The 21172-nt window shown below is 55.8% G+C and carries 21 protein-coding genes; 16 read left to right on the top strand and 5 right to left on the bottom strand.

Going from position 1 to position 21172, the window contains the following annotated elements:
* Positions 1–7 precede the first annotated feature (7 nt).
* From argJ to waaA, 12 genes are all read left to right on the top strand, one after another.
* Positions 8–1234: a bifunctional glutamate N-acetyltransferase/amino-acid acetyltransferase ArgJ gene (gene argJ / locus AC2VLR_RS00515; protein ID WP_486880379.1), complete on the top strand. Its 1227-nt coding sequence runs from the start codon at positions 8–10 to the stop codon at positions 1232–1234.
* Positions 1234–2223, top strand: a complete 990-nt coding sequence (locus tag AC2VLR_RS00510; protein WP_486880378.1) for a Nudix family hydrolase — start codon at positions 1234–1236, stop codon at positions 2221–2223. Before argJ ends, AC2VLR_RS00510 begins: the two co-directional genes overlap by 1 nt.
* A complete protein-coding gene (locus AC2VLR_RS00505; protein WP_486880377.1) occupies positions 2224–3192 on the top strand; it encodes a glycosyltransferase family 2 protein in 969 nt (322 codons plus the stop codon).
* Positions 3192–3908 carry a polysaccharide deacetylase family protein gene (locus AC2VLR_RS00500; protein WP_486880376.1) on the top strand — a complete coding sequence of 239 codons (717 nt, stop codon included), beginning with the start codon at positions 3192–3194 and terminating at the stop codon, positions 3906–3908. The genes AC2VLR_RS00505 and AC2VLR_RS00500 overlap by 1 nt, the downstream gene beginning before the upstream one ends.
* A complete protein-coding gene (locus tag AC2VLR_RS00495; RefSeq protein ID WP_486880375.1) occupies positions 3905–4981 on the top strand; it encodes a glycosyltransferase family 4 protein in 1077 nt (358 codons plus the stop codon). The genes AC2VLR_RS00500 and AC2VLR_RS00495 overlap by 4 nt, the downstream gene beginning before the upstream one ends.
* Positions 4982–5042: 61 nt before the next feature.
* Positions 5043–5633: a Uma2 family endonuclease gene (locus AC2VLR_RS00490; protein WP_486880374.1), complete on the top strand. Its 591-nt coding sequence runs from the start codon at positions 5043–5045 to the stop codon at positions 5631–5633.
* A gap of 45 nt (positions 5634–5678) precedes the next feature.
* Complete coding sequence (locus AC2VLR_RS00485) at positions 5679–6752, top strand: glycosyltransferase family 9 protein (RefSeq protein ID WP_486880373.1); 1074 nt, start codon at positions 5679–5681, stop codon at positions 6750–6752.
* Positions 6740–7954 carry an O-antigen ligase family protein gene (locus AC2VLR_RS00480; RefSeq protein ID WP_486880372.1) on the top strand — a complete coding sequence of 405 codons (1215 nt, stop codon included), beginning with the start codon at positions 6740–6742 and terminating at the stop codon, positions 7952–7954. Before AC2VLR_RS00485 ends, AC2VLR_RS00480 begins: the two co-directional genes overlap by 13 nt.
* Entirely contained in the window at positions 7935–8720 is a 786-nt protein-coding gene (locus AC2VLR_RS00475; protein ID WP_486880371.1) for a glycosyltransferase family 2 protein, read from the top strand. Before AC2VLR_RS00480 ends, AC2VLR_RS00475 begins: the two co-directional genes overlap by 20 nt.
* Positions 8717–9778, top strand: a complete 1062-nt coding sequence (waaC, locus tag AC2VLR_RS00470) for a lipopolysaccharide heptosyltransferase I (protein ID WP_486880370.1) — start codon at positions 8717–8719, stop codon at positions 9776–9778. The genes AC2VLR_RS00475 and waaC overlap by 4 nt, the downstream gene beginning before the upstream one ends.
* A complete protein-coding gene (locus AC2VLR_RS00465) occupies positions 9775–10455 on the top strand; it encodes a fused DSP-PTPase phosphatase/NAD kinase-like protein (RefSeq protein WP_486880369.1) in 681 nt (226 codons plus the stop codon). The genes waaC and AC2VLR_RS00465 overlap by 4 nt, the downstream gene beginning before the upstream one ends.
* The gene (gene waaA / locus AC2VLR_RS00460; protein WP_486880368.1) at positions 10452–11708 is read left to right on the top strand and encodes a lipid IV(A) 3-deoxy-D-manno-octulosonic acid transferase; all 1257 of its coding nucleotides are present in this window, start codon (positions 10452–10454) and stop codon (positions 11706–11708) included. The genes AC2VLR_RS00465 and waaA overlap by 4 nt, the downstream gene beginning before the upstream one ends.
* A 188-nt stretch (positions 11709–11896) precedes the next feature.
* Here the strand turns inward: waaA and AC2VLR_RS00455 are convergent, their stop codons facing one another.
* From AC2VLR_RS00455 to AC2VLR_RS00435, 5 genes are all read right to left on the bottom strand, one after another.
* The gene (locus AC2VLR_RS00455; protein ID WP_486880367.1) at positions 11897–13057 is read right to left on the bottom strand and encodes a PatB family C-S lyase; all 1161 of its coding nucleotides are present in this window, start codon (positions 13055–13057) and stop codon (positions 11897–11899) included.
* Complete coding sequence (gene ovoA / locus AC2VLR_RS00450; RefSeq protein WP_486880366.1) at positions 13054–15162, bottom strand: 5-histidylcysteine sulfoxide synthase; 2109 nt, start codon at positions 15160–15162, stop codon at positions 13054–13056. The genes AC2VLR_RS00455 and ovoA overlap by 4 nt, the downstream gene beginning before the upstream one ends.
* A gap of 80 nt (positions 15163–15242) precedes the next feature.
* Complete coding sequence (locus tag AC2VLR_RS00445) at positions 15243–16346, bottom strand: AbrB family transcriptional regulator (protein WP_486880365.1); 1104 nt, start codon at positions 16344–16346, stop codon at positions 15243–15245.
* Positions 16343–16819 (bottom strand): tRNA (uridine(34)/cytosine(34)/5-carboxymethylaminomethyluridine(34)-2'-O)-methyltransferase TrmL, encoded by a 477-nt coding sequence (gene trmL / locus AC2VLR_RS00440; protein ID WP_486880364.1) that lies wholly within the window; start codon positions 16817–16819, stop codon positions 16343–16345. Before trmL ends, AC2VLR_RS00445 begins: the two co-directional genes overlap by 4 nt.
* Positions 16812–17537, bottom strand: coding sequence for a ComF family protein (locus AC2VLR_RS00435; protein ID WP_486880363.1), 726 nt, complete (start codon positions 17535–17537; stop codon positions 16812–16814). Before AC2VLR_RS00435 ends, trmL begins: the two co-directional genes overlap by 8 nt.
* A 102-nt stretch (positions 17538–17639) precedes the next feature.
* Between AC2VLR_RS00435 and AC2VLR_RS00430 the strand changes: the two genes are divergently transcribed.
* The 4 genes from AC2VLR_RS00430 to bioD are packed head-to-tail and all read left to right on the top strand — an operon-like array spanning position 17640 to position 21169.
* Positions 17640–18809 carry an aminotransferase class I/II-fold pyridoxal phosphate-dependent enzyme gene (locus tag AC2VLR_RS00430; RefSeq protein ID WP_486880362.1) on the top strand — a complete coding sequence of 390 codons (1170 nt, stop codon included), beginning with the start codon at positions 17640–17642 and terminating at the stop codon, positions 18807–18809.
* A gap of 13 nt (positions 18810–18822) precedes the next feature.
* A complete protein-coding gene (locus AC2VLR_RS00425) occupies positions 18823–19596 on the top strand; it encodes an alpha/beta fold hydrolase (RefSeq protein ID WP_486880361.1) in 774 nt (257 codons plus the stop codon).
* Complete coding sequence (gene bioC, locus AC2VLR_RS00420) at positions 19593–20474, top strand: malonyl-ACP O-methyltransferase BioC (RefSeq protein ID WP_486880360.1); 882 nt, start codon at positions 19593–19595, stop codon at positions 20472–20474. The genes AC2VLR_RS00425 and bioC overlap by 4 nt, the downstream gene beginning before the upstream one ends.
* Positions 20471–21169 carry a dethiobiotin synthase gene (bioD, locus tag AC2VLR_RS00415; RefSeq protein ID WP_486880359.1) on the top strand — a complete coding sequence of 233 codons (699 nt, stop codon included), beginning with the start codon at positions 20471–20473 and terminating at the stop codon, positions 21167–21169. Before bioC ends, bioD begins: the two co-directional genes overlap by 4 nt.
* The last annotated feature ends 3 nt before the right edge of the window (positions 21170–21172 follow it).

Below are 21172 nucleotides of genomic sequence, written 5' to 3'. Positions count from 1 at the left end.
AGGCGCTATGGCTGTTGGTCTTCTTCCCCCCCATGATTTACTGCCGGTAGCGGGATTGCGCCTGGCTGTTGCTGAGGGGGGCGTGCGTTATGCCGGAAGACGTGATCTCACCCTGATAACGCTGGCGGAAGGCAGTGAAGTTGCCGGAGTCTTCACCCGTAATCGCTTTTCGGCGGCACCGGTGATAGTGGCCCAGCGACATCTGTCTGCAGGAACCCCTGTTCGGGCGCTGATCATCAATACTGGCAATGCCAATGCCGCTACGGGTGCGGCAGGATTGCAGGCGGCCGAGGATTCCTGCCGGACAGTCGCTGCCGCCCTGGGCTCTGCGCCCGAGTCGATCTTGCCTTTTTCCACCGGCGTCATTGGTGAACCCGTGGACCTGGCGGAGAAAATCTCGAAAGCCCTGCCTGTTTTAACCGCGCGTCTGGATGAAAATAATTGGGAAATAGCGGCGGCTGCGATCATGACCACGGATACGATTCCCAAGGCCTGTTCCCGGCAAATCAATCTGGATGGTCAGCGGGTGACCATCACCGGCATAGCCAAGGGTTCGGGGATGATTCGCCCGGATATGGCCACCATGCTGGCTTATATTGGCACCGACGCGGCCTTGCAGGGGGCGGCCTTGCAGCAGTGTCTGCAGGATGCCTTGGCTCAATCCTTCAACCGGATTACCGTGGATGGCGATACCTCCACCAACGACGCCTGTATTCTCATGGCGACCGGACGGAGTTTGACCAAGGCGGTGACGCAGGTGGACGATCCGCGTTATGCCCCTCTCTGTGCGGCCATCACCGAAGTGGCGCAGTTTCTGGCCCAGGCCATTGTCCGCGATGGTGAAGGAGCCAGTAAATTTATACCTATTCACATCTCCGGCGGGCGCAGTCAGGAAGAATGTCTGCAGGTAGCCTATCGCATGGCCCATAGTCCTCTGATCAAAACCGCTTTTTTTGCCTCGGACCCGAACTGGGGGCGTCTGCTGGCAGCCATCGGTTCAGCGGGGGTGGATGACTTGGAAGTCGATCTGATCCAGGTCTGGTTGGGAGATGCCCGCATCGTCCGGGATGGCGCCAGGGATCCCGATTATACAGAAGCCGCCGGACAGGCAGTGATGGCCGGGGAGGAAATTCCGGTGCGGGTGGATCTGGGACGGGGGACCGCCACGGCGACTATCTGGACCTGTGATCTCTCTTATGACTACGTGCGTATCAACGCCGATTATCGCAGCTGATGAACGTCGTTCCGGTAGCTACAGGAATTTTGCAGGACGCTGAGGGGCGTCTGCTCATTTCCCTGCGACCCGAAGGCAAACCCTGGCCGGGTTTCTGGGAGTTTCCCGGTGGCAAGGTGGATCCGGGTGAGACCCCCGCAGAGGCCTTGCAGCGCGAGTTGTGGGAAGAAATCGGGATTCGTGTCCTGGATGCCGAGCCTTTCCGGACCTTGGATTATACTTATCCTGAGCGGACGGTCCGCCTGCATTTTTACCGGGTTCGGCGCTGGGAAGGCGAAGCCTATGGGAAAGAAGGACAACAGATCCGCTGGTTATATCCCTGGGAAATCCCCGCCCTGGAATGCTTGCCTGCCAATCTGCGCATGACTGCAGCAGTACTCGAAGAATCCTTGCCGCGCCCCCCCCTTTGTCTGATTGCTGACCCTTCCCGACTGGAGTCCGCAGTATTTGCCAATGCCTGGCGTCAGGCTTTGCAGGCGGGACTGCGGTGGGTCATCCTGCGCTGTAAAAATCCGCTGGATGCCGGGCAGGTGTCTCAGCTGCACAAACTCTGTGCAGAAACCCTGGCTCAAGGCGCCCAGCTATGGCTGAATCATCCTGACCCGCTGCCGGACTGGCCAAGAACCGGGCGTCATCTGACCCAGGCCCAGCTGGATGCCGGTTTAAGGCCTGATGAAGCTTTTGGCGTTTCCTGCCATGACGGGGAGGGTGTGCACCAGGCGGCCCGAGCAGGCGCGCGATATGCCCTGCTGTCTCCGCTGTTCCCTACGGCTTCTCATCCGCATACGCCGGCCCTGGGCGCAGATGCTTTTGCGGAATTGGTGGAAAGCGCGGCTATTCCCCTGATTGCCCTGGGCGGGTTATCTGCCGAGCGTATTCCTGCAGCTATGGCTACCGGTGCCAGTGGGGTGGCCGTGCTGTCCGGGATTCTCGAAGCGTCTGATCCTTTTGTTGTTACCACCGATTTCCTGCACTATTGGAGGCCCTGAGTGCCCCGGATTTCCGTCGTCATCCCGCTTTATAATGAAATCGACAATGTGACGCCCCTCTGTGATGCCCTGGCTGCGGCCCTGGTTGGGGCAGATGTGGAAATCATCATTGTCGATGATGGCAGCCGCGATGGCAGTGCTGCGGCCCTGGACCGGGAGGCCGAAGCGCGGGGCGATCACTTCAAGATGATCCATCTGCAAAGAAATTTCGGGCAGACTGCCGCCATGCAGGCGGGCATTGATGCGGCCCAGGGCGAAGTCATCGTGACCCTGGATGCGGATTTGCAAAATGATCCCCTGGATATTCTGCCCCTGGCTGAACGGTTGCTGGCAGAAAACCTGGATGTGGTGGCGGGCTGGCGCAAAAATCGCCAGGATGGGCTGCTCCTGCGCAAAATTCCCTCGCGTATAGCCAACCGCCTGATTCGCCGCCTGACCGGGGTGTTTTTGCATGATTATGGCTGTACGCTCAAAGCCTATCGGGCCTCGGTACTCAAGGGGGTACGTCTGTATGGTGAGATGCACCGTTTCATCCCGGCCTGGCTTTCGACCCTGACTTATACGGACCGTATTGTCGAGGTGCCGGTGCGCCATCATCCGCGCCGGGCGGGTAAGAGTAAATATGGCATATCCCGGACCTTCCGGGTGCTGGTAGACCTGCTTTTCGTCAAGTTTTTTCTGGGCTATAGCCAGCGACCCATGCACTTTTTCGGGGTGATCGGTCTTTTTTCCCTGTTTGTCGGCTCCGGTATGCTGATTTATCTGTTTATTGACAAGTTTGCGGAAGGCGCAGAAATTTCCGGTCGCCCCATGCTGATTGCCGGAGTGCTCTTTTTTCTGGCGGGCCTGCAGTTTCTGAATACCGGGATTGTCGGCGAGATGCTGTCGCGGATTTATTTTGAAGGGCAGGGCAAGACGACCTATGTGGTCCGCCGAGCGGTGCATCTGGATGTGCCGCCGGAACAGTAATGCCGATTCCAATTCTGATGTATCACAATATCGCCCGCGCTCCAGAAGGTGTGAAGTTGCGGGGCTTGTATGTTTCTCCCCGACGCTTCCGGCGCCAGATGGGCTTGTTGCGGCGCTTCGGCTATCAAGGCCTGTCCATGACCGCTGCATTGCCTTATTTACGCGGAAAAGCCCATGGGAAAGTGGTAGCCATTACCTTTGATGATGGCTACCGCGATAATCTGGAAAACGCCTTGCCTATTTTGCAGGATGTCGGCTTTACGGCGACCTGTTACATGGTCAGTGCGGCGCTTGGTGGCGATAACCACTGGGATGCCGAACAATTGGGGGTACATAAACCCCTGATGTCTGTGGCAGAGCTGCGGCAATGGCAGGAAGCCGGGATGGAAGTGGGAGCCCACAGTCGTCATCACCCCCGCCTGCCAGAACTTCAGGAATCTGCACTGCGGGACGAAATAGGAGGCTCCCGAGAAGATCTGGAGTCGCTGCTGGGCGTCCCGGTTAAGCAGTTTTGTTACCCATATGGAGCCGCAGGACAGCGCGAGCAGGAAGCCGTAAAGCAGGCTGGATTCCTGGCGGCGGTCTCCGTGCGCCGGGCGCGTGCAACACCAGGGAAAGAAAACCTATTTGATCTTCCCCGAGTGATGGTGGGAGGGCATCATGGTCCCCATGTATTTCCTCTGCAAATCTGGACGCAGCATGAGGATCATCATTGAAAAATGGGCCGCGTATCCTTTGGGTTGGCACCAACCCGGGCGGCGGTGGCACGGAAACCCACATGATTACCCTGTGCTCCGCTTTGGCGGAAGCTGGCGCAGAAGTACACGCTTTTGTGCATCCTCAAGGGAAAATTGCCGAGTCCCTCGCGGCGAGCCATGTCGTGCTGCATTACGGAAAATTCCGCAACAGTGCGGATTTGCGCGGGATATTCGCCCTTGGACGGCTTATCCAGAAAATGCGTCCAGACTGGATGGTGGGCAGCTTCAGTAAGGAATATTGGCCACTGGCTCTGCTCAGCTGCCTGCATGGCTGTCCTCTGGTGTTGTTCAGGCATATGGATTTACGCCTCAGGCCCAGTACGCGCTGGCTGCTCTCCCGCTGGCCATTACGTCTTTTCGCCATTTCCGAATATTTACGTGGCCGCCTGATGGATCAGGGTATTCCGCCGGCGCGGGTAGAGGTGCTCTTGAACCCCATTCATCTGGAAGAGTTCCATCGTGATGCGCAGGCACGGCAGCGCTTGCGTCAGGAGCTAGGCGTCAATGACGCAGATTTTCTGGTAGGTTTTGTGGGTGCCTGGCATCGCGGCAAGGGGGTTTTCCTGCTGGCTGATGCCATTGATGCCGCCCATGCGCAAAATTCCCATGTTCACGGCCTGTGGCTTGGTGGTGGCGCCCATGAAGAGGCATTACGGGCAAGGCTCGCCAATAAGCCCTGGCATCATCTGCTGGGTTGGAAAAATCCGGTCATGCCCTGGTATAGTGCTATGGATTTTTTGGCTCTCCCGTCCATAGAGCCGGATACTTTCGGTCGGGTTTGCCTGGAAGCCCAGGCTTGCGGTACGCCGGTGCTGGGCGCGGATATGGGTGGGATTCCCGAGAGTTTTGCAGCCGGGCAGAGTGGTTTGTTACTCCCTGCTGGCGCTGTGCGGGATTGGCAGGATGCCATTTTGCGGGTGGCGACAGATGTTCCCTTCCGACAGGGTTTGGCAGCAGCAGGTCCGGATTACGCCCGGCGCTTTGCTGCGGATGTCATCGCCCGGAGTTTATTAACAACCTTGCTGCCATGACATAACTGCTTCCACGTTTTATGATAGGGGCTGTTTATTCGCTGAGGCAGGAGGCAAGGTCATGCAGGTAGCCATGTTACGGCCTTTGTCTATCAAAGAGTATCTGGAAGGTGAAGAGCAGGCCGATATGCGTCACGAGTACGTGGCCGGGCAGGTCTATGCCATGGCTGGGGCCAAGCTGCGTCATAACCAGATTGCGGGTAATGTGTATGGGCTGCTCTGGCAAAAGACTCTTGGTAGTCACTGTCAGGTACTGAACAGTGACATGAAAGTGCGGGTAGCAGCAGTAGATGCCTTTTATTATCCCGATGTGGTGTTGCGCTGTGGTGTGCCTTTATCCGGAGAGACGCTCTATCTGGAAGATCCCTGTCTTATTGTGGAAGTCATGTCGGCGAGCACGGAAAATGTGGACCGTCGAGAAAAAATGCAAGCTTACCAATCGCTTCCTAGCCTGCAGGAATATGTTTTGGTAGATAGCGAAAAAGCCGTCATCGAGGTCTTTCGCCGACATCCAGACGGTTGGTGGCATGAGTTGTTGAATGATCCTGAAAACGACAAGGCTTGCTTTCAGTGTGTTGACCTGTCGTTTGCCTTGGCGGACATTTATGTTGGGGTCGATTTGCCCTCAGCCTTGGCGACCGGTTGCCCGTAGCTTCTGATGAGACGTCTATTGCCCGCAGAACCCCGGCGCATCATCATGATCAAGTCACACAGCGCCGGTGTCGGCGACATTCTGCGTAGCTCTGCGGCATGGGCTGTGCTCAAGAAACGCTGGCCTAACGTTGAACTGCATCTGGTGTTTCTGACCCGCTGGCCAGGATATCCCAGTGAAGAACTCATTCAAGAGCATCATCTACTGTCCAGTGCGCATTTTTTAGCCATGAAGGAAGGGCGCTGGTGGGGCATACGTGGGGTTGGTCCCCGTACCTGGGGGCGTTTACTCCCGGCATTAAGAAAAATTGCTGAACAGGTACAGCCAGATCTGATCATAGATCATGAGCCCTTTGGTTTGGAAACGAGTTTGGTGGCACTTTGGCTGCGCCGCTTGAGTAAAGCGCCCATAGTTGGTGTCAACCAGGTGCTGGGACGAGGTTTGTTATATGATGTTGCTGGCCCGAGTTTGCGTAACTATGCAAAACGACAGGAACTATCCTGGCCAATGGACTATACCGAAAGAGACTTTGCTGCGCTTGCCGCATTGGGGCTTTATCGAGAAGGGCAAAAGATAGTGCTTGCCGAGACGAAGTCTGGAAGACTGTTTCGTGAACAATTGCAAAGACAATTGCCAAAAGAAGGGTTGCCGGTGATTGGGTTAAATATAGGTTGTGGGACACCAGATGCTGAAAAGAAACGACCCGATCTCGATTTGCTAGTCAGTACACTTGGCTATATGCAGCAAAAATTATCTTATGTCTTGCTGCTTACTGGGGCACCTAATGAGCGTGAAATTAATCGATCTTTCATGAAAAAATATCACGATAAATGGGGTGATGATCATTGCTTGATTGATCTGTCCGGACTCACCACGCTTTCTGGTCTTACTGGAGTCATAACCCTTTGCGATGGTTTTATCTCCAGCGATTCTGGCCCTTATCATATGGCGGTTGCCCAGGGGATTCCAACTCTGGCGTTGTTTAATTTTGCTAGCCCAGAGCATTATCATCACGAGGCATCCATTGTGATGATGAACGATTTTGATCAATACGCCCTGGTTGGTTTTTTTGAAGAGGTGAATAATCCTCCGATGAGAAAAACGCCATGGAATGGTTGAAAGTTAAAGAACATGGATTGTTTTATTCCTATGTTCTTCCGCTTTTTTTCTTTCCTCTAAGCACAGCTGGAGCTGGGATATCTTCTGGATTGTTGATCCTGACGTACGGGATTAGTGGATATTGGCGTAATTGGCGAACTGTTTTTAATAGACCTTGGGCAGTTCCGCTATTATTGTTGATTGCGTGGACAGCTTTTGGACTGTTTTGGACATCAAATTTTTTCTATGGTACGAAAGTCGTCGAAGCAGCTGGATACGGTTTTTTTGCGCTTTTTGGTGCAACCATGCCGTGGAAAGAGCAGTGGATAAAAATTTTGATACGATTTTTTATTCTGGGTTTGGTAATGAATGCCATTTTGGCCTTTTTGATGACTTGGCAGGTGTTGCCGTGGCATAATGTAAATAACTTGCCATACACGGGATTTGGAGGGCATATATATATCTCTCTTGCCATCGTTCATGTATTTTTGTGGATGGTTTGGGATTTGAAGTTTCAATGGAACTTTAAACGGTGGTTGAATATAGTTATTGCTATTATACTTTTTTTTCAGTTGGTTTTGGCGCAAGGCCGCTCAGGTCAGTTACTCTTCATTATTTTGTTGCCTGCTGCAGTTTGGTTGCTATACAAAGGAAGGTGGCGGTACTGGTTTTCTTTGGTAATTTTGCTTTGTGTCTCGGGAATGATTTTTGTGCCCTCGGTTTATGGGATGTTTGCTCTCGGAGTTCATCAGTTAATTCATTTTAATATTCATGCTGCGGACACTAATTCTAGCTGGGGCTTGCGAATTATTGCGATGATGGGAGGGATTATGATGTTTTTTTCCCATCCTATATTTGGGGTTGGTACAGGCAGTTTCTTATCAAGCATTACTGCTATTCAGGACGCGCACATGCTACCTAAGACACCCTTGTTTATTATGAATACGGCGGCAAATAGCTTCATTAGTGAAGCTGCTGTTTTAGGTATAATTGGGTTGGGGTTATTTCTTTGGTTTTTGTGGGGGGTTGTAAAGGAAGCATGGGGTGATAGAATGATGCCCCAAAACTGGTTTGCGTTATCGTATGTTTCGATTTTTATTGTTGGTGGAATGTATAATAGTTTAAATTGGGGTTATGCTGATTCTATTACTATTGCATTAATGGCAGGGTTGCCTCTGAATCGTTTTTTTATTCCTGTTTGTGATGCTCGCAAGAATGTCTAAACATCTTGTATCGGTGGTTTATATAACCTTGAATGCTGAAAAGTATTTAGAAAAATCTCTGGATAGCGTTAAAAATATTGCTCAGGAAATTTTGATTGTCGACTGCGGCTCTACGGATCAAACTTTATCCATTGCTCAAAAGCTTAAAGTTAAGGTTATACCCAGAACTTGGGAGGGCTTTGCTGCGCAAAGACAGTTTGCTGTGGATTCGGCTTGTTGCGATTGGGTGTTGATGCTGGATGCGGATGAGATTTTAACCGAATCAGGTGTACAGATGATTGTTGAAGCACTCTCCTATCCTTCTGATGTTTCAGCCTATTTTTTGCGTCGCCTGAGTATTTTTCATGATAAAAAAGTTCTTCATGGCGATTGGGGTCGTGATCGTGTTCTGCGCTTGTTTGATCGTCGTCAGGGGAAATACACGGATAATTTGGTACATGAAGCATGGGAAACTTGTGCCCCCAAAAAAACTTTACCTGGCATTTCACTATTTCATTATTCATATAAAGATTACTCTGAACTTATTGAGAAAATGCGGCGCTATGCCATGCTTAACGCCCAACAGCTTAGGCAGAAAGGCAGCGTCTTGCGTGCCCATATGCCAATGACCCATGCAATTGCAGCCTTTACACGCAGTTATTTTCTCCGTCTGGGAATCCTGGATGGTGTCGAAGGCGCAGCCATTGCCTGGACCACCGCCTTGGGTGCTTTCATGAAGTACGCCATTGCTCTGGAAATGCAGGCGCAAGATAAGGATGCTTCATGAATTTACTGGTCCTGCGCCTCAGTTCTCTGGGAGATGTGCTGCATACCTTGCCCGCCATTTCCGATCTCGCGATGCAACGACCGGATCTGCAGGTAGACTGGCTGGTAGAACCCGCCTTTGCGCCCATAGTGGCTTGGCATCCTGGGGTGCATCAGGCTGTTCCTTTTTCGCTGCGCGCCCTCAAAAAAAAACCACTGGCTACGCCGCAGGCCCTTTTCTCGTTACGCAGGGTGCTACGGACCAGCCGCTATGACTTGGTCCTGGATGCCCAGGGTTTGTATAAAAGTGCCCTATTGGCGCGTCTGGCGGGGGTGCCGGTGCTTGGGCTGGATGCGCAAAGCGCCCGGGAGCCGGGGGCGTCCCGCTTGTATCAGCAGCGTTTTAGCGTCCCCTGGTCCAGCTCTGCCATAGAGCGTAATCGACAACTTTTTGCCCTGGCTCTGCAATATCCACTGCCCAGTACCCCCCCGGACTTTGCCTTGGCCTGCCGCCGCTCGCAATGGCAGGAGCAAGCACTGGACGATGCATTACAGCCCTTTGTTGTTAAACCCTATGTGATCGGTTTTCACGCGACCTCTGCCGTCTGGAAAACCAAGGAATGGCCGGAGATCCACTGGAAAGCCCTGGCGTCACGTTTAAAGGATGAGGACTTGAATCTGCTCTTGCCTGCTGCCGATGAACGCGAGCGGCAGCGGGTGGCGCGTCTGCAAATCGGCGCCGATAATGTCCTGGCTCTTCCGCCTCTGAGTCTGGAGGGCTTGGCCAAAGTGACGAGTCGGGCGCAGGCATTTGTGGGGATGGATACCGGACTTTCTTATCTGGCGACTGCGCTGGGATTGCGTGGAGTGACGCTTTACGGGTCCACTTCCGCTGAACGATTGTTTGTGAAGATTGATCAGCAAATCAGCCTGCAAAGTCCGCAATCCTGCGCGCCTTGTGGCAAACCCTGCTGCCCGCTGCCCGAGGCGCAAAATGGCCGGATACTTTGCCAGGAGGCGCTGGATCCTGGGCGTGTCTGGCTTGCTTTATCTTCCCTACTGGAGTCCCCCGCCGCATGAATTCGCCTCTCAGACTCTTGCCGGAAGAACGGCGCCGTTATCGTCGTCATCAGTTCTGGACAGATCATGGCATTTTCCGCGAATGTTTTTATGCGAATTTTCATGAAATGGTTCCGGGCGTTTTTCGTTCCGCCCAGCCTTCACCCCGCCAGTTAAAGCGTTGGCAGCAGCACTATGGCCTCAGGGCGGTGTTGAATTTACGGGCACCTGCTCCCCATGAGCCCCATTACCGACTGGAACAGGAGGTTTGTGACGCCACGGGAATGCAGCATATCGTCCTGCACGGTATTGGCTCCCGGGACCTACCCGAAAAAGAGCGGTTGCTGCAAGCCATAGACCTTTTGACCGAATTACCGAGACCTTTTTTGCTGCACTGCAAATCGGGGGCGGATCGCGCCGGTTTCATGAGCGTTCTCTATATGCATCTGGTGATGGCGCAGCCCATGAAGACCGCCCAGCGTCAGTTGCGGCTCTGGCCATTTGGTCACATTCGTCATGCCAATACCGGAATACTCGACTGGTTTTTCACCAGTTATCGTCAAGCTCTGGCGAATGAACCGGATCTGTCCCTGCGCCAGTGGATTGAGCGCGATTACGATCGCCTTGCGCTGCTGAAAAGTTTTCGACCCTGGTACCGTCTGGACTGGCTGACTGATCGGCTGCTGCATCGCGAATGATAACGCGCCGGATTTATGCAGGAATCCTCTTCCTGTTGACACCGCTGCTCTGGATATTCACCCGGTGGCGGGGCTGGCGGCGTCCTCCCTATGATGAAAGATGGCAGGAGCGCTTTGGTTGGGGAGACATCCATCATGACCGCCCCATCTGGATACACGCGGTCAGCGTGGGTGAAGCCATTGCCGCAGTCCCACTCGTTCATGCCCTGCAAAAACGCTATCCAAGGATTCCGGTTCTGGTGACCAGTACGACGCCTACGGGCGCAGAAATTGTCGCCCAGCGCCTCGGCACGAGCGTGCGCCGCCATTACCTGCCCTATGATACTTCTGCGGCGATGCGGCGTTTTTTGCAGCGCCAGGAGCCGCGTGTCTGTCTCATCATGGAAACGGAAATCTGGCCGAATTTATGCTACTGGGCCGCGCAGTTTCAGGTGCCGGTATTATTGATCAATGCCCGTTTATCTCCGCGCTCGCTGAAAGGATATGGACGCTTTTCGCGGCTGTTCCGTCCCGCGCTTGCCAGTATGAGCGCCGTAGCAGCACAAAGTCCTGAAGATGCCGAGTCCTTCCGGCAACTGGGAGCGGCAAAAGTGGTCGTCATCGAAAATATCAAATATGACCTTCCGGAACCACTGGAGGCTTTGGAGAAAGGTCGCTTCTGGCGACAGCATCTGGCCACCCGTCAGGTTTGGGTGTTTGCCTCCACCCACGCCGGCGAAGAAAAAATGGCGATAGACGTTTTCAAACAATTACAGATAGCTTGGCCCCACCTTTTGCTGGTGCTGATTCCCCGGCATCCCTCTCGCCGCGTCGAAGTGGAGGCGGAACTGCAAGCAGCTGGTGTTCCCTATGCCTTACGCTCGGAGAATGGTGAAACGGCGCGTAAAAGTGTTTTTCTAGTGGATACCTTGGGAGAGGTGATGGATTTTTATGCGGCGGCTGATCTGGTGACGATGGGCGGCAGTTTTGTCCCTGTTGGCGGACATAATCCACTGGAGGCTGCCGTACTTTCCTGTCCCGTTATTTTTGGTCCGCATATGGAAAATTTTCGGCGCATTGTCCGGGATATGCTGGACGGAGATGCAGCCGTTCAGGTGGATGACGCCAATGCCCTGGCGCAACAGTTACAGCTGTGGTTGCGGCACCCGGAAAGCGCTCGGGAACAGGGGAACAGGGCGTTGGCCTTTGTCCAGCAGCAGCGTGGCTCCCTGGAAAAAATTATGCAGCTTCTGGATGAGCTGGATTGGTCCTAGATCCGGCAACGGTCCTGGAAGCTTTTTGCTCCAACGTCCCTTGCCTGTTGTTCTAAGGCTTATCCTGCTGTCAGGAGAGAACTCGCCCTGCGGGCTCAAACAACTCTCCTGACGGGCGCTGGATTTCGCCAAGAACAACAACGGCTCGGGCCAAAGTCGCTGCAAAGCTTCCAGGACCGTTGCCGGATCTAGGACAACAAAGCCTTCTGCAGTCGCGACAGACCTTCCTCCAGAGTAGCTCGGGGCGTGGCAAAATTTAGGCGCACAAAACCTGCTCCACCCGGCCCGAAGCTGGGACCAAGATTGAGTCCGAGTCCAGCTTTAAGGAGGTTCTCCTGAATAGTGACGTCGTCGCCATAGGCGCTGACATCCAGCCAGGCCAGGTAGCCGAACTCAGGAATGCGATAGCCCAGATCGGGTAATTCCCGTTGCAGAAAATCCTGAATAAACGAGGCATTAGCCAGCAGATACTGCCTGAGTGCAGACTGCCATTCTGCTCCCAGCTGCCAGGCGCTGGTCATGGCTTTCAGGGCACAGGTGTTGGTCTGATGGATCTGGCTGCGATACAGCTCATCCCGAAACATCTGGCGCAGTTCTGGATCGGGAATGATGGCTATGCCGCCCCCAATGCCTGCAATATTGAAGCTTTTACCAGCCGAGCTCAGCAGTACGGAGCGAGAAGAAAAAACCGGAAAAGGAATGTGTTGGGCATAACTGAGATCCGCGTGAATTTCATCGCTGACTACCACGCACCCGGCGGCGCTGCAAAGATCCGCCAGACGCTGCAATTCTTCGGCGGACCAGACCCGTCCTACGGGATTATGGGGCGAGCACAGCAATAACAATCGGGAGCGGGCCAGAGCCTCCTCCAGCGCCGGCCAATCAATGGAGTAGCTATTGTCTGCGCCTCTCTGGAGTGGCGCGAGGAGCAGTTCCCGCCCGTTTTTCTGCACGGCCGTCATGAACGGCGGATAAATAGGGGGCATGACGATGACGCTATCCCCCGGCTGGGTAAAAGCCCGTACTGCGGCAAACAAGGCAGGAACCACGCCGCTGATACTGCCAGTGGCGCCGGGTTCTGGACGCCAGTCGTGGCGGGCTTCCATCCAGTTCTCGGCAGCCTCTAGCATCACTGGCCCATCGCTGGGATAACCAAAAATCGGGTGTTCCAGACGTTGCTGTAATGCGGAAGTGATACATTCCGGTATGGCAAAATCCATGTCGGCAACCCACATGGGTAAGACTTCGCCGCCAAAACGATGGGCAGCGTCATCCCATTTCAGGGAGCCACTGCCCATGCGTTGAATGGGCGTGTCGAAGTCGAAAATGGCCCCTTCCTGATTCTTCATAAGCGTTCCCAGAGCGTCACCTGCGCGATGCTGTGTTGATATTTACGGGCAGTTTCCCGTATCACAAAAGGTAAATCCAGTGGGCTTTCTTCGCGCAAGCGGAAATGGGGCAATAAAATCTCTTTGAGGGCATCCAATGTCGTGCGGTTTTCACCATCTTTTTTGAAGCCCCCCAGCCACTCACTGCGCGGCGTATATTCTTCCAGCCAGGTATAGGGAGAGGTGATCAGCAAGAGCCCGCCCGGTAGGATGCGCTCACGGATATCCTCCAGAAACTTGCGGGGATGATGCAGTCGATCAATCAGATTGGCGGCAATTACCAGATCATAATCCCGATATAAGGGTTTGAGGTTGCAGGCATCGGCCTGGAAAAAATGCACATGGTCGGCGGTTTCCCGCAGGTCCAGCGCTGCCAGATCGATAGACTGGTAGCTGCTGAGATCGCCTTCTTCGGCCAAGGTATAGGAAACATGCCCCCTTTCCCGCAACTGCACTCCTACACTGATAAAGCGTGCCGAAAAATCGAGGCCGGTGACATTCGGACAGTGCCGCGCCAACTCAAAACTACAACGTCCAACCGCGCAGCCAATATCCAGGGCCTTGCGCAGGGGTTTCCCGGCCCGGGCCTGCACCGCCAGTTCCGCCACTGCCAGTGCGAAGTTGGGGACGTTGTAATAGCTCCGACCGTAATGAAATTCAGCATATTGGGATACCAGCGCATCGCTCTCATAAATGGGGATATCGGGCAGAACATTGGCAGATGCCACGTAGCGGAATCCCGCATGCTGAAAGAAGTGACGCCGGAAAGCATAACGGGCTTCACGCTGCATTTCATTACCGAGGCTGATGAAGGAGCCGCCTTTGAGCAGATTATGCTGCTGGTCAAAGGTCGGCACCGTAAAATCGTCATAAACCGGATGGACTTCAAAGCCGGGGAAAGGATAAATCGGGGTGCAGGTCCATTCCCAGACATTACCCACCAGGTCATAAAAATCCCCCTGGGGAAACTGATCCACCGGGCAGGGTGAGCACCCCGCCATCAGGCCAATGTTGGCCGGGACATGCTCTTCCCAGCTATCACTGTCATCCAATCCGCTGAGATCGCGCAGATGGCGCCATTCTTCTTCACTGGGCAAGCGGAGCTCCTCTCCGGTCCGGGCCGATTTCCAGCGACAAAAGGCGTCTGCTTCCAGGGCGTTGACTTCAACGGGCCAGTTCCAGGGCATGGGCCGCTCTTCAGCAAGCAATCGCAGCTGCCAGCCTGTGGCGTGAGGTACCCAAAAGCTGGGATGTTCCGCCCGACTGAAGCGCCGCCAGGCATCGCCTTCCGCGCTCCACCAATCCGGATTCCGGTAACCACCCTCCTCCACAAAGGCGAGATATTCTTCGTTACTTACCAGAAATTGACTGGCTTTGAACGGTTGCAGGGTGATTTCGTGGCTGCCATATTCGTTATCCCATCCATATTGGCGGTCATCCCGGGCTTTGCCGAGATGGACTTCCCCCCCCGCTACCGGCAGGAGCTGGTTAATAGGGGCCGGACCCGCCTGATTCCAGGGCGTGAAAGCGGCGACGGGAGCCACCTGTGACAAGGGCAATTGCCGGATCAGTACCGAACTGGTTTCCAGATGAATGTTTTCGTGCTCGATTCCCATCAAAATGACCCACCAGGGAGAGTCCCAGGTAATGGGGAGGGTCAGGGGCAATTCGCCAATCAGCTGATCCACCATCTGCCGCACCCGCTGTCGATACTGACGGACGCTTTCGACGCTAGGCCAGTCGTAGTGGGTCTCATCCAGATCATCCCAGGACATCTCATCCACCCCGACGGCAAACACGGATTCCAGATGCGGATCGAGGCGGGCGTTGATCAGTCCGGCAAATTGCAGCTTGTTGACGTAAAAAGTGGCCGTGTGGCCGAAATAAAAAATCAGGGGATGGCGCAGGGGAATGGCTTTTTCCATCCAGGCTGCAGAGTCTTGCAGGTGTTCAAACAGGGATTCATACAGGGAGAATGTTTCATGAAACACCCTGCGAATTTCGTCCCGTTTTTGTTCAGCATTCTCACCGTCCAAACGAAGTGGAGTAATGCGTGTACGCGCCATGTTTGCCCCTTTGTGCTCTGTCTGTTGAGGATATGTCCGTTTCCCACAAGATACCGTCCGGTCGGATGTTTGGGAAGGGGTCAGGGTTTGCCGACAGCTTTCAGCATCCTGCGCGCCAGAGGCGGCATGATCAACAACATCATCAGCAAACGCATGAGATGCACGCCGAGGACAAAAAGCACGTTGCCATGGGCAGCCATGCTGACCGCGACCGCAGCATAGAGCGCACCGGGCGCCGTCGCCAGGTATCCGTCCAGGTCACTGACGCCAACCAGATGGGCCAGAAATATTCCGAGCAGGGCACAAAGCAGATTCAGGACGACAATGATGAGTAATGCCCGGGGGATCAGACGGAAGTGTTGGCGAATACGACTTATGGATAGTTGCAGTCCGGCCTGCCAGCCAATCAGCAAATAAGCACCCTCCAGAATCGGGCCGGGAATGGCCTGGGTGGGACTGGTTTTCAGCAAGGTCAGCAGCAGCGTAACAAGCAAGGGACCGAGCAAATAGGGGGCGGTGATGTGGATTTTACGAGCCAGCCAGACGCCGATGGGTCCGCCCAACATTATCAACAGGAGGCTGCCGCCCCAGGATACCGCTGGGAGTTTGCCCGCCAAGGCGAACGGACTGGCGTGATGATCCTGAAACACAAACAGAACCACCAAAGGAAGACTGGCCATGACCAGAATAACCCGCAGGTATTGCATGATGGCCACCAATCCCACGTCGGCGTCATATTCCTGGGCAATGGCCGTAATGCCCGCCGCGCCCCCGGCAGTCATGGAAAGCAGGCCGGTACTGGCCTTGATCTGCGCCCAGCGACTGAAAAGCAGTCCCGAAACCAGACTCAATATCAAGGTTGCGGCCGTGACCAGCAAGATGGGCAGCCAATGGCCGGAAATAGCGCCCAGGGCAGCGCTGGTAAACATCAGGCCAATAGCTATACCCAGGATGCTTTGTCCTGCTCGGGAAAAGTGACGGGGATAAGTCAATCCGCCCAAGCTATTGATGGCGATGGCTGTCATGACCCCGGCAAAAAGGGGGGCGGCGGGAATCTGTCCAAGCGTGAAGCAATAGCTCAGCAGCAAGCTCCCCAGTATCAGCACAATCCAGCGCCCCGTTATACTGGCTGTAATACCCAGAAAATGCTGAATAAGTGGCCTGCGCCGGGGATTCGGGTTCAAGCGCCGCCCTTGAACCCCAGCTGTCGCCACGCCTCAAAAACGCCCACCGCACAGGCGTTGGATAGGTTCAGGCTGCGTTGTCCCGGACGCATGGGTAAGCGCAGTACCTGTCCGGCGGGGAGGCTATCCAGTATATGCGAAGGCAGCCCCCGGGTTTCCGGCCCGAACAGCAAGGCATCGCCTTCCTGAAAAAGCGTCTGGTGATGCAGGTGTTTCCCTTTGGTGCTGAAAGCAAAAACCCGTGCGTCGGCCAGTGCATCACGGCAATGTGCCCAGTCCGGATGGCGCAAGACCTCGGCAAATTCATGATAATCCAGTCCGGCGCGACGCAGGCGACGATCATCCCAGGCAAATCCCAAGGGTTCGACCAGATGCAGCCGGGTGCCCGTGTTGGCACAGAGACGGATGACATTGCCCGTATTGGGCGGGATTTCCGGCTCAAAAAGAATGACATGCAAAAGGGGATCAGGCATGGGTCGGGACCGTTTCTCTGAGCGCGCGCGCCAGCACCCAGATATCGATGCGCTGCACCCCACCCTGGCGGAGCAATTCGGCGAGTTGCGCGGCCGTGGTTCCGGTAGTCATGACATCATCGACAATGGCGACGTGGGCGGGTAGCTTGCCGTGCAGGCTAAAAGCCGCATCCAGGTTTTCCCGGCGCGCAGCGGCACTCAAACCCGTTTGGTGGCGGGTATTTCGACAGCGGCGCAGGGCGCCGGGGCGGACTGGAATGCGCCAGCGCTTTCCCCAGTGGCGAGCCAGGAGCAACGCCTGGTTATAGCCGCGTTCGCGCAGTCGACGGGCGTGCAGGGGTACCGGTAATAGGCATTCAGGGCGAGAAGGCGCCTGACCTCCCCAGCTTTCCGCCCAAGTCTGGGCCAGAGCCCGGGTCCAGTCCAGACGCTGGTGAAATTTCCAAGCGAGGATGGCGGCACTCAATGGCTCAGCATATACAAAAGGGGTGTAGACATGATCATAGGGTGGCGCTTCCACCGCGCAGACCGGGCAATCACCATTGATCTGCAGGGGCAGGGCGCAATAACCGCAGACTGCATCGGGCAGGCGGGGCCAATCGCCGGTACAGGCTGAGCAGAGGGCCGCACCCACCGCTCCACAGCTGCGGCAATGTTCGGGAAACAACCATTGACTGATGCGCTGGCTGTTTCTGAAGATTTGTTGCAGAACGGACAAGGGAATGGGCGGACCTTTTGCTGGGCGGGAAGATTTGATCTTCCTGATTCTCACCTTTCAGGCCTGCATTGACAAGGCAGAACCCCCTCCTTATAAGAAGCTATGCCTGATACCGTAGAAAGTGACTGGAGTACGCAGCTGGCGGATATCCGTCGCCAGGGGTTGTGGCGGGAATTGTTGCCCCTGCAACCCGATCCCGCTGCCGACCACCCTCAATTTATAGACAGCGAAGGACGTGCGTTCATTTCTTTTGCCAGTAATGACTATCTTGGTTTGAGCAGAAATCCTGCCCTGCAGCGCGCGGCCATTGCCGAACTCGAAACAAGTGGCCTCGGTGCGGGTGCGGCACCCCTGCTGGGTGGCGAGCGACCAGTACACCAGGGATTGGCTGCCGATTTGGCCGACTGGCTGGGCGTGGAAGCAGTTCTGCTGTTTGGCAGTGGTTATCTGGCAAATCTGGGCATTATCTCAGCCCTGGTCGGCCGCCATGACCGGATTTATGCCGACCGCCTCAATCATGCTTCCCTGGTGGATGGCGCCCGTTTGTGCGGGGCGCGTCTACAGCGCTACCGGCATGGGGATATGGCGCATTTGCAGCAGCTATTGGTACGCGGTGGTTCAGGGCGGGCCTGGATCATCAGCGACGGGGTTTTCAGCATGGATGGTGACCTGGCGCCGCTGCCTGAGCTGGTGTCGCTTGCGCGCCAGTACCAAGCCCGGATTATTCTGGATGAAGCCCATGCTTTGGGGGTGCTCGGCGACCAGGGCAGGGGCACCCTTGCCCACTACCATCTGGATAATGCCGACGTGGCCGTGATCATGGGCACCCTGGGCAAGGCTTTTGGGGTATATGGCGCCTTTGTGGCGGGCAGTCAGGATCTGATTGATCTGCTGCGCAACCGGGCACGCAGTTTTATTTATCATACAGCCTTGCCGGCGGCGCTGGCGGCAGCGGCACGGGTTTCCTTGCAGTTGTTGCGAGCGGGCGAAGTCCGCCGCGCCCGCTTGCATGTTCATCGTCTTTTGTTGCGCGCCGAGCTTCCTGATGCTCCCTGGCTTCCCAGTGAAACGCCCATACAGGGGCTGGTTTTAGGCGATGCCGCAAGGGCTATGCGGGTGTCCGGGCAACTGCGTGGGCTTGGCCTATACTGCCCCGCTGTGCGCCCTCCGACGGTTCCCCAAGGAAGCGCCCGCTTGCGGGTGACCCTCAGTGCCGCGCATCGGCGCGAAGATCTGCAGGCCCTAGTGACGGCCCTCCGGGAGATAATATGAACCAGGTTAAGGGATGAGTTGGTTTCGAGAACAGAGCGGGCAAGGGTCGACTTTGCTGCTTTTGCATGGTTGGGGCATGGAAAGCCGGGTTTTTGCCGGCTGGCGTGCCCTTTTGGAGCCTTATTTTACTTGCATCAGCTATGATTTGCCGGGCCATGGGCGCAGCCCCTGTACGGCCACCGGCATGCATTGGCCGGAGTTGCTGCAGCAGTTGCAGGACCTGCTTTCCCGGGAAGCGACACCCCCCATTTTATTGGGTTGGTCTTTGGGTGGGCTGCTGGCCTTGGGCCTGGCCCTGAACCAGTGTCTGCGTCAACCCGGGCTCCTCAGGGGGCTGGTGCTGATGGCCAGTTCCCCGAGTTTTCGCCAGCGGGCTGACTGGGCGGCGGGCATTCCTGCTGCGACCCTGGAGGATTTTGGTTTGCGTCTGCAAACTGATCCCCAAGGCACCCGCAAGCGCTTTCTGGCGTTGCAGGTTTTAGGCGATCCGCAAGGACGGCGCGCGCTGGATGGCATGGCCGCGTGGCCCAGCCCGGATCCCGCCTGTCTGGCTGATGGGCTGAAACTGCTCCAGGAAGTGGATTTGCGCGCTGCATTGGGTACCTTGACCCTGCCGGTGCAGGTGATTCACGGCGCCCAGGACCGCATTGTGCCTCCAGAGGCCGCATTTTACCTGCACCAGCATATTGTCGGCAGCCAACTGACCATGCTCGAACAGGCGGGACACGCACCCTTTTTATCCCGGCCGGAACTCTGCCGGGATGCCATTTTGGAGCATTGGACATGAATCCTTCGCTGCCGATAGCCGATCATTTGGAAAAGCGCGCCATTCGCCGCGCCTTTGACCAGGCTGCAGACAGTTATGAGGCCAGCGCGGTGCTCCAGGATCAGGTCGGTCAGCAATTGCTTGAGCGCCTTGATCTGGTCAAGCTGGAACCCCAATGGATCCTGGATCTGGGCAGTGGTACGGGGCTGCAAAGCCGCCGACTCAATGCGCGTTACCCCAAGGCGCGGGTATTGGCCCTGGATCTGGCCGCCGGGATGCTTCAGGTGGCGCGCCAACGCAAACGCTGGCGGCAGCGCCAGCATTACTGTCAGGGAGATGCGGAGCATCTGCCCCTGGCAACGGCTTCCATGGACCTGCTCTACGCCAACATGTCCATCCAGTGGTGTAATGATCTGGATCAGGTGCTGCGTGAGTTTGCCCGGGTTTTGCGCCCCGGAGGACTGTTGATGTTCAGCACTCTGGGGCCGGACACCCTGACCGAACTCCGCCAGTCCTTTGCCAGCCTCGATGCTCACCCTCATGTCAGTCAGTTCCTGGATATGCACGATATTGGTGATGCGCTGGTTCGCCAGGGCTATGAAATGCCGGTGCTGGACGTGGAGCATTATCAATTGACCTATACAACCCTGGACGATCTTTTACAGGATTTACGCAAAGTGGGAGCCACCAATGCCAGGGCGGGACGGCCCCGGGGATTATTGACGCCGGCCCGCTTGCAGCAACTCCGCGATGCCTATGAAACCTTCCGTAGTCAGGAACGTTTGCCCGCTACTTACGAAGTGGTTTACGGGCATGCCTGGAGTAGCGGCCCGCGAGCAGTAACCCGTGAAGATGGTGCCGTGCTCCTGCCTTTGACCCGCATCCCGAGACGCTCATGAAAGCGCTGCAAAATAGTTGCGCTGCTCCACAGCGGCGCGGGCTGTTTATCACCGGGACCGATACCGGCGTCGGCAAAACGGCGGTCACCGCAGCCCTGGCGCAACGCTGCCTGCAGATAATGGCCCGGGTTGCGGCATTAAAGCCCATCGTCTCCGGTAGCGAAGCTTCCGGGCAGTGGACGGATGTGGAAATACTGCGCGGCGCATCGATGCCGCCCCGTTCTTTTGCGGAAACCTGTCTCTATGCCCTGGACCCGCCCATCGCTCCGCACTGGGCGGCCGCGCAATCCGGGCTGGTATTGAATCGTCAGCATATTCAACAGTTTATCATGACCCAGGCGGTTGGTATGGATGCGGTTCTGGTAGAGGGGGCCGGGGGCTTTCTCGTACCCCTGGGAGAAGACTGGGGTTTTGCGGATCTCGCCCTTGATCTGCAGTTTCCGGTGTTGCTGGTAGTAGGTTTGCGCCTCGGCGCCATCAATCACGCCTTACTCACTGTCGAGGCCATTCTCGCCCGGGGCTTGCCCATGGCGGGTTGGGTGGCCAATCACCTGCATCCCGATCTTGCGCCGGGGACCCTGGAAACATTGCAACGCCTTATGCCCATTCCTTGCCTTGGTGAAATTCCTTTTCAGGTAGAAGCATCCAGCACCTGGAGAAGTCAGTTTCTGACTCTTCCGACCGGATGGCATTGATGT

This window comes from Acidithiobacillus sp. TH-A117 (assembly GCF_057473465.1).
Note: the sequence above shows the minus strand (reverse complement) of the source record. Positions and strands in the feature narration are given on the sequence as shown.

Coding starts and splice junctions, on each gene's coding strand:
- waaC (WP_486880370.1), top strand. CDS start 8,717: ATGAATTTACTGGTCCTGCGCCTCAGTTCTCTGGGAGATGTGCTGCAT.
- AC2VLR_RS00490 (WP_486880374.1), top strand. CDS start 5,043: ATGCAGGTAGCCATGTTACGGCCTTTGTCTATCAAAGAGTATCTGGAA.
- AC2VLR_RS00485 (WP_486880373.1), top strand. CDS start 5,679: ATGATCAAGTCACACAGCGCCGGTGTCGGCGACATTCTGCGTAGCTCT.
- AC2VLR_RS00455 (WP_486880367.1), bottom strand. CDS start 13,057: ATGAAGAATCAGGAAGGGGCCATTTTCGACTTCGACACGCCCATTCAA.
- AC2VLR_RS00500 (WP_486880376.1), top strand. CDS start 3,192: ATGCCGATTCCAATTCTGATGTATCACAATATCGCCCGCGCTCCAGAA.
- AC2VLR_RS00465 (WP_486880369.1), top strand. CDS start 9,775: ATGAATTCGCCTCTCAGACTCTTGCCGGAAGAACGGCGCCGTTATCGT.
- AC2VLR_RS00475 (WP_486880371.1), top strand. CDS start 7,935: ATGCTCGCAAGAATGTCTAAACATCTTGTATCGGTGGTTTATATAACC.
- AC2VLR_RS00430 (WP_486880362.1), top strand. CDS start 17,640: ATGCCTGATACCGTAGAAAGTGACTGGAGTACGCAGCTGGCGGATATC.
- ovoA (WP_486880366.1), bottom strand. CDS start 15,162: ATGGCGCGTACACGCATTACTCCACTTCGTTTGGACGGTGAGAATGCT.
- trmL (WP_486880364.1), bottom strand. CDS start 16,819: ATGCCTGATCCCCTTTTGCATGTCATTCTTTTTGAGCCGGAAATCCCG.
- bioC (WP_486880360.1), top strand. CDS start 19,593: ATGAATCCTTCGCTGCCGATAGCCGATCATTTGGAAAAGCGCGCCATT.
- bioD (WP_486880359.1), top strand. CDS start 20,471: ATGAAAGCGCTGCAAAATAGTTGCGCTGCTCCACAGCGGCGCGGGCTG.
- AC2VLR_RS00425 (WP_486880361.1), top strand. CDS start 18,823: ATGAGTTGGTTTCGAGAACAGAGCGGGCAAGGGTCGACTTTGCTGCTT.
- AC2VLR_RS00480 (WP_486880372.1), top strand. CDS start 6,740: ATGGAATGGTTGAAAGTTAAAGAACATGGATTGTTTTATTCCTATGTT.
- AC2VLR_RS00510 (WP_486880378.1), top strand. CDS start 1,234: ATGAACGTCGTTCCGGTAGCTACAGGAATTTTGCAGGACGCTGAGGGG.
- argJ (WP_486880379.1), top strand. CDS start 8: ATGGCTGTTGGTCTTCTTCCCCCCCATGATTTACTGCCGGTAGCGGGA.
- waaA (WP_486880368.1), top strand. CDS start 10,452: ATGATAACGCGCCGGATTTATGCAGGAATCCTCTTCCTGTTGACACCG.